Source organism: Lentzea sp. NPDC054927, from assembly GCF_053610285.1.
The window spans coordinates 282,947-293,373 of record NZ_JBSGXZ010000007.1 but is presented as its reverse complement, the minus strand read 5'-3'; the positions used below and the strand labels follow the sequence as shown (position 1 = coordinate 293,373).

Annotated in this window: 5 protein-coding genes and 1 tRNA gene; 4 read left to right on the top strand and 2 right to left on the bottom strand. The window is 66.6% G+C overall.

The genetic code is table 11. The annotated features are described in order from the left end of the window. The first annotated feature begins 196 nt into the window (after positions 1 to 196). A complete protein-coding gene (locus ACWGE0_RS14655) occupies positions 197 to 2,071 on the top strand; it encodes an acyl-CoA dehydrogenase family protein (protein WP_452261389.1) in 1,875 nt (624 codons plus the stop codon). Between the two features lie 383 nt (positions 2,072 to 2,454). Here ACWGE0_RS14655 and ACWGE0_RS14650 read toward each other — a convergent pair whose 3' ends face one another. Then, positions 2,455 to 3,624 (bottom strand): ROK family protein, encoded by a 1,170-nt coding sequence (locus ACWGE0_RS14650; protein ID WP_452261388.1) that lies wholly within the window; start codon positions 3,622 to 3,624, stop codon positions 2,455 to 2,457. 153 nt (positions 3,625 to 3,777) lie between these two features. Between ACWGE0_RS14650 and ACWGE0_RS14645 the strand changes: the two genes are divergently transcribed. Next, on the top strand, positions 3,778 to 8,004 hold the full coding sequence (locus ACWGE0_RS14645; protein WP_452261387.1) for a GH92 family glycosyl hydrolase: 4,227 nt from the start codon (positions 3,778 to 3,780) through the stop codon (positions 8,002 to 8,004). 262 nt (positions 8,005 to 8,266) lie between these two features. Here ACWGE0_RS14645 and ACWGE0_RS14640 read toward each other — a convergent pair whose 3' ends face one another. Further along, positions 8,267 to 9,175, bottom strand: coding sequence for a cation diffusion facilitator family transporter (locus ACWGE0_RS14640; RefSeq protein WP_452261386.1), 909 nt, complete (start codon positions 9,173 to 9,175; stop codon positions 8,267 to 8,269). Between the two features lie 149 nt (positions 9,176 to 9,324). On the opposite strand from ACWGE0_RS14640, the gene ACWGE0_RS14635 reads away from it, so the two are divergent. Further along, positions 9,325 to 9,399: transfer RNA gene (locus ACWGE0_RS14635), tRNA-Arg, on the top strand. A gap of 474 nt (positions 9,400 to 9,873) precedes the next feature. Further along, entirely contained in the window at positions 9,874 to 10,329 is a 456-nt protein-coding gene (locus ACWGE0_RS14630) for a hypothetical protein (RefSeq protein ID WP_452261385.1), read from the top strand. Positions 10,330 to 10,427: the final 98 nt, after the last annotated feature.

Sequence of the window (10,427 nt, the reverse complement as noted above, 5' to 3'; positions counted from 1 at the left end):
CAAGTACCACCAACACAACATCAACAAGCTCACAACTACACCCAACCTGTTCGGCGAACACCGAACAGGTTGGGTGTGGTTACAGGCGGTTCGATCATGGGTTGGTGGTACTTGCAGACGCCGTTTCACCCTCCGAGCAGGTGGACATCCGCCTACCGCTGAGTAACGTAGGTCACACCCCTACTCGGAGGTAACCATGACCGTCGACGAGCGCGCGGCCAGGCAGGTCGCCGAACAAGCACGGGAAACCCGCTGGCAGCGACCGAGCTTCGGCAAAGAGCTCTTCCTCGGTCACTTCCGCATCGACCTCATCCACCCGCACCCGAGTGGCACGCCGGAGGACCGCGAACGCGGTGAGGCGTTCCTCGCGAAGCTCCGCGAGTTCACCGAGTCCCAGATCGACAACACGGTGATCGAACGCGATGCCCAGATCCCAGATGAAGTGCTGAAGGGTCTCAAGGACCTCGGCGCGTTCGGCATGAAGATCAAGCCCGAGTACGGCGGCATCGGCCTCACCCAGGTCTACTACAACAAGGCCCTCATGCTGGTGGGGTCTGCCAGCCCCGCGATCGGCGCGATGTTGTCCGCGCACCAGTCCATCGGCGTGCCCCAGCCGGTCGCGATGTTCGGCAGCCCCGAACAGAAGCAGGAGTTCCTGCCGCGGTGCGCGAAGGGCGAGATCACCGCCTTCCTGCTCACCGAACCGGACGTCGGCAGCGACCCGGCCAGGCTCGGCACCACGGCCGTGCTGGACGGCGACGACTACGTCCTCAACGGCGTGAAGCTCTGGACCACCAACGGAGTCGTGGCCGACCTGCTGGTCGTCATGGCCCAGGTGCCGGACCGGGGCATCACCGCGTTCGTCGTGGAGGCCGGCGCCGAGGGCATCACCGTCGAGAACCGCAACGCGTTCATGGGCCTGAGGGGCCTGGAGAACGGCGTCACGAGGTTCCACAACGTCCGCGTGCCCAAGAAGAACGTGATCGGCAAGGAAGGCGCCGGGCTCAAGATCGCGCTGGCCACCCTCAACACCGGGCGCCTCAGCCTCCCCGCCCTCTGCGCCGGCTCAGCCAAGTGGTGTCTGAAGATCGCCCGCGAGTGGTCCACCGAACGCATCCAGTGGGGCCTTCCGGTCGGCAGGCACGAGGCCATCGCCGGGAAGATCGCCTACATCGCGGCCACGGCGTACGCGCTGGAGGCCGTGCTGGACCTCAGCTCCGAGCTCGCGGACGCGGGCAAGCACGACATCCGCATCGAGGCGGCGCTGGCCAAGCTCTACGCGTCCGAGAAGGCGTGGCTGGTGGCCGACGAACTGGTCCAGGTGCGCGGTGGGCGCGGATACGAGACGGCGGAAAGCCAGGCGGCGCGCGGAGAGCGTGGGATTGCGGCCGAGCAGGTGTTGCGGGATCTCCGGATCAACCGGATCTTCGAGGGCTCGACGGAGATCATGCACCTGCTGATCGCCCGCGAGGCCGTTGACGCGCACCTGTCCGTCGCGGGCGACATCATCGACCCGGACGCGGACCGCCAGCGGAAGATGAAGGCGGCGGCGAAGGCCGGTGGGTTCTACGCCAAGTGGCTGCCGACGCTGGTCGTGGGCAAGGGGCAGAGTCCGGCCGGGTACACGGAGTTCGGGCCGCTCGCCAAGCACCTGCGGTTCGTCGAACGGTCGGCGCGCAAGCTGGCGCGGCAGACGTTCTACGCCATGTCGCGGTGGCAGGGGAAGATGGAGCGCAAGCAGCGGTTCCTCAGCCGGATCGTGGACATCGGGGCCGAGCTGTTCGCGATCAGCGCCGCCTGCGTACGGGCCGCGCAGGACGAGAATCCCAACTCACAGCAGCTGGCCGACGCGTTCGCCAAGCAGGCGCGGGTCCGGGTCGACGAGCTGTTCGAGAAGTTGTGGAAGAACACCGACGACAGCGATCAGGTGCTGGCCAAGCAGGTCATGGACGGCAATTACACGTGGTTGGAGGAGGGCGTGATCGACGCGTCGATCCCCGGGGCGTGGATCGCGGATTCGGCGCATCGCGAGTCGACGGTGACGAACGTCCACCGGCCCACGCCACGCTAGTGGTGTGACCCGGAATGTTGGCGAGGTAGTCCACGCTCAGCAGGGCGCCTCGCGGCACCGCCCCCACGCCCCCGTACAACCAGTACGAGGACGTGGGGGCGGCACCACGACGCACCCGTCTGACCGCGAATTCCCCCGGCAACATTCCGCGCCACACCACTACCCGTTGCTGCACTGGGCAGGCTGATGGTGGTGCGGGCGCGGCACCTGCCCAGTGCACGGCCGGTAGGGGGCTACGTCCCCCGCATCCCCCTACCGACTCCCCTTGCAACGGAAGGACACAACACCCTCCAGGTGGAGGTTCCGGTAACGCTAAGCCACACGTCGCCGTTCACAGATACGACATATGAGTGAATTACCAGGTGAGACACGCTCAACTACTCTCAGAGAGTAACTTCGAAGACCAATTCACGAGCGGCTTCGAGGCCCATCGCGATGGCTCCGGAGAGCACGGCGCCGTCACCCAGTGAGCCGGCCACGATCGGAGGCGCGAGCGGCGTCATCGTGCGCAGCGCAGCCTCCAAAGGGGACAGCAGCAGGTCCACGTTCGACCCGACGCCGCCGCCCAGCACGACCAGTTCCGGATCGATCACCGCGGACACCGACGCCACGAGGAACGCGAGTCGTTCCGCCTCCACCCGCACGACGTCCAACGCCTGCACGTCCCCGGAACGCGCGGCGGAGAACACCTCACGGGCCGAGCGCGCCGACAGTCCACGTTCCCGTGCCAGCGCCACAACGGATTCAGCTGCCGCGGCGTCCTCGAACTGTCCACGTTGGACGTCCGAAGCGGACTTGCCGAACGGCAGGAAGCCGACCTCGCCCGCTGCCCCGTGCGCGCCGCGGAACAGCACGCCGTCGACGACGATCCCCATGCCGACACCGGTGCCGACCGTCGCGCACACGAACACGCGAGCGCCTTGAGCCGCTCCGTACACGTGCTCGCCCAACGCGGCCAGGTTCGCGTCGTTCTCCACGACCATCACCGGCCCGAGCGACGTCTCCAGCCCGTCCAGCACGCCGGCGGACTCCCAGCCCGGCAGGTTGGGCGCGTGCCGCACGACCCGCGAGCGCTGGTCGATCACGCCGGGACTGCCGATCACCTTCACCACGACGTCGGCCAGGGCGAGCCCCGCGTCGGCCACCGTGCGCGACGCCAGCTCGGTCACCGTGCGCACCAGGCCCGCGGCCGAGCGGCCGCGGTTGCGCTCGTCCACGCGGGCCACCACGGACCCGCCCAGGTCGGCCACGGCCGCCCGGATCCGCTCGCGGCCGATGTCCACGCCCAGCACGTAGCCCGCCGCCGGATTCGGCTCGTAGACCACCGCGGAACGGCCGGGACCGGCCGTCGTCCTGCCGATCGGGCGCACCAGCGCGTGGCGTTCGAGATCGACGAGAGCCTGCCCGACCGTCGGCTTGGACAACCCGGTGTCCTTGGCGATCTGCGGGCGCGTGGCGGCACCCAGACGGCGCAACCGATCCAGCACCGCGCGCTGGTTGAGCACGCGCATGCCCGCTGGTGTACCCACCTCTGGCGGCTTGCGGTCGGTCACCGACCGAGTCTAGATCTTGATCGGTGGTCCACGTGCGCAACTGTTGAGAGGACAGGTTCGAAGACAATTTCTGTCGGGTCCCTTGACAACGATGTCACGTGCAGAAACGCTCCCACGCAAATGGGGCAGGTGTAAGGCGGCGGAAGGGTTGCAATGAGGCAACTGGGGAAAAGACGAACCAGAACTCTGTTGAGCGTTGCGATCACTGCGACACTGGCGTGCGGCGTCACCAACGGCTATGCGGCCGCCGCACCAGAGGAGCAAGGCGTGGGCTTTTCGTCGTCCTTTGAGGACGGTCAACCGCAACCCTCGTGGGTCAGCACGGTCGAGACCGACGCGGCGGGGCAGCCGAAGTCGGCGGGCGTGATCGGTTCGAGCGGTACGGGTCTCCCCGGCAACGTCGCCGACAAGGCAACGGTGGCCGCCAACGGGGAGAACGCCCCGAACGAGGGCGTCGACATGATCAACGACGGCAGCGTCAACACCAAGTGGCTGGTCTTCGCCTCCACCGGCTGGGTGACGTTCGACTTCAAGTCCAGCCCGCAGACGATCAAGAAGTACACGCTCTCCTCGGCGAACGACGAGCCGGAGCGCGACCCGAAGGACTGGACGCTGCAGGGCTCGAACGACGGTACGAACTGGACCGTCGTCGACACCCGCACCGGGGAGAACTTCACCGAGCGGTTCCAGACCAAGGTCTACGACATCGCCTCGCCGGCGTCGTACCGGCACTACAAGGTCGACATCACGGCCAACCACGGCACGGGCATCGTGCAGGTGGCCGAGATCGAACTCTCCGACGGCACCACGACACCCCCGGCGCCGAACATGCGCAGCCTCGTCGGCGCCGGCCCCACTGGCGGCTACACGTCCAAGGCGCGGGTCGGCTGGACGGGCCAGAAGGCGTTCCGGGCCCAGGGCAAGCACACGACCGAGGGCCGGGCGTACAGCTACAACAAGGTCTTCGACGTCGACGTGAAGGTCGGGGCCAAGACCGAGCTGTCCTACATGGTCTTCCCGGACTTCGTGACCGACAACCTGAACTACCCGAGCACGTACTCGTCGGTGGACCTCGCGTTCTCCGACGGCACGTACCTGAGCGACCTCAAGGCCGTCGACCAGCACGGCGCGGTGCTGTCGCCGCAGGGCCAGGGCGCGGGCAAGTTCCTGTACGCCAACCAGTGGAACAAGGTGGCGTCGACGATCGGCGCGGTCGCGGCCGGCAAGACGATCAAGCGGATCCTGGTCGCCTACGACGGTCCCAAGGGCCCGACGGAGTTCGGTGCCTGGTTCGACGACATCAGGATCGGCGACGTCGTCACCAAGCAGTACGCGAAGCCGTCGGACTACGTGCTGACCACGCGCGGCACGAACTCGAACGGCTCGTTCTCGCGGGGCAACAACTTCCCGGCGACCGCGGTGCCGCACGGCTTCAACTTCTGGACCCCGATGACCAACGCGGGTTCGCAGAGCTGGCTGTACGAGTACCAGCAGCGCAACAACGCGCAGAACCTGCCGACGCTGCAGGCGTTCACCACGTCCCACGAGCCCAGCCCGTGGATGGGTGACCGCCAGACGTTCCAGGTCATGCCTTCCGACAAGGCGCCGACCCAGGACCGCGCGCTGCGTTCGCTGCCGTTCAAGCACGACAACGAGGTCGCGAAGGCGCACTACTACGGCGTGACCTTCGAGAACGGCATGAAGACCGAGATCGCGCCGACCGACCACGCGGCGGTCTTCCGGTTCACGTTCGCCGACACGGGCGAGAAGAACCTGGTGTTCGACAACGTGAACAACCTCGGCGGGGTCACCCTCGACGCCGCCAACGGTGTCGTGACGGGCTACTCGGACGTCAAGAGCGGACTCTCCACCGGTGCGACCCGCCTGTTCGTCTACGGCAAGGTCGACAAGGCGGTGACCGCGAGCGGCCGGCTGACCGGCGCGGGCCGTGACAACGTCGGCGGTTACTTCTCGTTCGGCGACAAGACCGTCGAGCTGCGCATCGCCACCTCGCTGATCTCGGTCGACCAGGCGAAGTCGAACCTGGAGCAGGAGGTCTCGGCGTCCGACACGTTCGACGCGGTGCGCGACCGTGCACAGGCCGCGTGGGACAAGATCCTCGGCATCATCTCGGTCGAGGGTGCGTCCGAAGAGCAGCTGATCACGTTGTACTCCAACATGTACCGGCTCTACCTGTACCCGAACTCCGGCTACGAGAAGGTCGGCGACAAGATCCAGTACGCGTCCCCGGTGGCGCCCGCGACCGGTCCGAGCACGCCCACGCAGACGGGCGCGAAGATCGTCGACGGCAAGATCTACGTCAACAACGGGTTCTGGGACACGTACCGCACGACCTGGCCCGCCTACTCGCTGTTCACGCCGTCGCAGGCGGGCGAGATGGCAGAGGGCTTCGTCCAGCAGTACAAGAATGGCGGCTGGATCTCGCGCTGGTCCTCCCCCGGTTACGCGGACCTGATGACCGGCACGAGCTCCGACGTGGCGTTCGCGGACGCGTACCTGAAGGGCGTGTCGAACTTCGACATCAAGGCTGCCTACGACGCCGCCGTGAAGAACGCGTCCGTGGTGCCGCCGAGCAACAACGTCGGCCGCAAGGGCATGGACAAGTCGATCTTCCTCGGCTACACCGGCAACGACCAGCTGGACGAGGCGTGGTCGTGGGCCATCGAGGGCTACGTCAACGACTTCGGCATCGCGTCGATGGCGAAGGCGCTGCACGAGAAGACGGGCGAGAAGCGGTACGCGGAGGAGTACGAGTACTTCCTCAACCGCGCCCAGAACTACGTGCTGACGTTCGACAAGCGGATCGAGTTCTTCCAGAACCGCAACGTCGACGGCTCGTGGCGGGTCGAGGACCCGGCGAAGTACAACCCGCAGGACTGGCGCTACGACTACACCGAGACGAACGGCTGGAACATGGCGTTCACGGTGCCGCACGACGGGCAGGGTCTCGCGAACCTGTACGGCGGGCGGGACAAGCTGGCGCAGAAGCTCGACTCGTTCTTCACCCTGCCGGAGACCGCGAAGTTCCCCGGCGGCTACGGCGGCGTGATCCACGAGATGATCGAGGCGCGGGACGTGCGGATGGGCCAGTACGGCCACTCCAACCAGCCGTCGCACCACATCGCCTACATGTACAACTACGCGGGCAAGCCCTCGGGCACCCAGGAGAAGGTGCGCGAGATCCTGTCGCGGCTGTACGTGGGCTCGCAGCAGGGCCAGGGCTACGCCGGTGACGAGGACAACGGCGAGATGTCGGCCTGGTACCTGTTCTCATCGCTGGGCTTCTACCCGTTGCAGATGGGCAAGCCCGCCTACGCGATCGGTTCGCCGCTGTTCACCAAGGCGACCGTGAAGCTGGAGAACGGCAAGAAGCTCGTCATCAACGCGCCGAAGAACAGCGCGAAGAACATCTACGTGCAGGGCGTGAAGGTCAACGGCAAGACGTGGAACAAGACGTCGCTGCCGCACGACGTGCTCGCGGCCGGTGCCACGATCGACTTCGACATGGGCCCGAACCCGTCGAAGTGGGGCACGGGCGTCAACGACGTGCCGGACTCGATCACCACCGGTGACGCGGTCCCCACGCCGCTGCGGGACGTCTCGGCCGGTGTCGCCACCGCTGCTCTGGTGGACAACACCTCCGCGACCTCCGCGACGGTTCGCGCGTTCGACTTCAAGGCGGCGGACGCCAAGGAGAAGGCGGAGTTCTACACGCTGACCAACGCGAAGACCGGCAAGTCCCCGTCGTCCTGGGAGCTGAAGGCCTCCTACGACGGCAAGACGTGGGCGACGGTCGACAAGCGTTCCGGCGAGAACTTCCAGTGGCAGCAGTACACCCGGTCGTTCAAGATCGCCTCGCCGGGCCGCTACAACTTCTACCGGCTGGAGTTCTCGGAGGACGTCGCACTCGCGGAGTTCGAGCTGATGTCGAAGCCGCTGGCAGCTCCCGCCACCACGGTGACGGGCACGGTCAACGGTCCGCTGCAGGTCAAGGGCGTGACCTATGTGGACGGTGCCACGATCAACGGCCCGGTCACGGTCACCCGCGGCGCCACGCTGTACGTCTTCGGCGGCGAGATCAAGGGCCCGATCTCGGCGGCGGACGCGGCGTCCGTGGTGCTGGTCGGCACCAAGGTCGGCGGTCCGGTGACGGTACACGGTTCCGCCACCGAGGTGGCGATCGAGAACACCTCGGTCGGTGGCCCTGTGTCACTGACGTCGAACAAGACCAGGTCAGTGGTGGCCTTCTCCACGGTCGGCGGGCCGTTGTCCTGCACGGGCAACAACCCGGAGCCGTCGAACAACGGCTTCAAGAACGACGTGAAGGGGCCGAAGGCAGGACAGTGCGCTGGTCTGTAATGGCTAACTGATCCCCGGCCGAACCGGAAAGGCCGCGTTCCGTCACGGAGCGCGGCCTTTCCCGTTCACCTGAAAGGATCTATCCCTTTCAGACATACTTCGATGAGATCTTGGCAATTCATCTGCGGTGACTGGGGAGGCGTTTGTGGTGCCGTTCGAACGAGGCCGTGTGTGGGTCACCGTGCCACAACCCCGTCAAGAGGTTGTTCCGTCACGGACGGGTGCCCCGTCCACTAAGGACGGGATCCGCGACCTGCCGGCCTCACCACGAAAGCTCCCGGCACCGCTGCGCTGACGAGCCGCCCTCGACCTGCAACGTCGCGTGCTCGATGTGGTACTTGGTCGCCAGCAACGACTGCGCGGCCTTGAGCACGTTCTCGTGATCGACGTCCTGCGCGGTCGTGAGGTGCGCCGAAGCCACCTCCATGCCGCTCGTGAGCGTCCACACGTGCAGGTCGTGCGCCTCCGTGACACCGGGAATCCGGGTCAGTGCCGCCTGCATCTCCGTCACGTCCAACCGCTCCGGCGCGTGCTGGAACAGGATGTGCAACGCGTTCTTGGCCAGGCTGTACGTCCGCGGCAGCACCCACACGCCGATCAGCACACCCATGATCGGGTCCGCGTACTTCCAGCTGGTCGTGAGCGTGACCAGGGCGGAGATCAGCACGCCCACCGACCCGATGAGGTCGGCCAGCACCTCGAGGTACGCGCCCTTGACGTTGATGCTGTCCTTAGCACCCTCCTTGAGGATGCTGAAGCTGACGAGGTTGGCCACCAGCCCGAGGCTCGCCGCGACGAGCACCGGAAACCCCGGCACCGCGGGCGGATCCTGGAACCGGCCGACCGCCTCGTAGATCACGTAACCGGCCACGCCGAACAGCAGAACGGCGTTGGCCAGCGCCGCCAGCACCTCGGCCCGGTAGAACCCGAACGTCCGGTTCCGGCCGGCCTTGGCCCTGCGCGCCACCATGATCGCGGCCAGCGCCATGCCCACACCCAGCACGTCGGTGAGCATGTGGGCGGCGTCCGAGATCAGCGCGAGGGACGACGTCGCGAACCCGACGATGAACTCGACCACCATGAAGACCGCGCCGATGCCGAACGCGATCCACAGCTTGCCGGCGTGCCGCCCGCTCGCCGACGCCGATCCATGTCCATGACCGTGGCCCATGTCCAGGAACATATAGCGATATGCGCATGAGTGCAATCGGGGGTATTCCTGGTCGACCGTGAAGGTGACGGACACCACCTTGGGCTGTCCGGCTGGGGTACGTGTCAAACCCGGCTCGAACGTGCGCTAGGATCTTCCACGTAGCTACGGCCCCCGTAGCTCAGGGGATAGAGCACCGCCCTCCGGAGGCGGGAGCGCAGGTTCGAATCCTGCCGGGGGCACCAAAGCCGAAGGCGATTCGTGTTCGCGGAAAGCGCGAACCGGGTCGCCTTTGGGCGTTTTCTGGGGGCCGAGCCCCCAGATCCCAGCCGGGGGCAAGCCCCCGGACCCCCGCAGGTGGCTGGGACCGTCTGCGCGTCGCCCTGCCGGGGGCACCACGCAGACCTGCTCACTACGAGCAGAGCGTTGCTTCGGAAGGGCCGCGACCGCCTCGGTTGCGGCCCTTTCTGCTGCTCCGACCGTGTCTCCGGTCAGCGTGATGCGACACACGGCAGTCCTCGTTTCGTAGTCGTAGTGGATCTCTAGCCGAAGCGCCTCGAACAGCGGTCGCGACACCTCGTCGGGCAGCAGGTCGAGGTCGACAGTGGTGTCGGACTTGACGGCCGGAGCGATGCTTCCCGGCCCACTCGCCACCACTGACTGAAGTCAGAAGGGAATGCCGGCACCGAGCGAGGTGATCGTTTGGTATGTATCACCTCATGCAGATGCAGGTGTGGGTCTCGATCCTCTCCCTGATTGGTGTGGTGCTCGGCGGCGGCCTGTCCTATCTGGTCCAGGCCAGCGTGCAGCGCCGCTCCGACCGCACCGATCAGCGTCGGCAGGCCAATGAGCGGGCCGAGGCCCGCCGAGTGGAGCAGCTGGAGTTGTTGCGTCAGTTCATCCGAGTCGCTCAGCAGGCCGAGCGCGCCGCCGAGGATCGGGACGACACGCCTGCGTGGAAGGCGGCCGCACTGGATGTCGTCGATGAGCTGTGGGTCTGCGAGCGGATGATCCACATCCTGTTCATCACACCCCTGCATGAACTGGCTCGTGCATACGTACGCGCCCTCGAGCACGTTCTCTGGCAGGAGCCAGAGGGCGTCTCGATGTGGGACTACCTTCAAGGACCCAAGGTCGCGTTTCTCGCCGCTGCCCGCGAGGAGCTGAACAGCTGAGGCTGATACCGCCAGGCCCACCCGCGCTGAACCGCACCGCAGGCACGTGCACTGGCAGCCAGCGGCAGTTCGCTGTTCACAGCTACCACGACCAACCG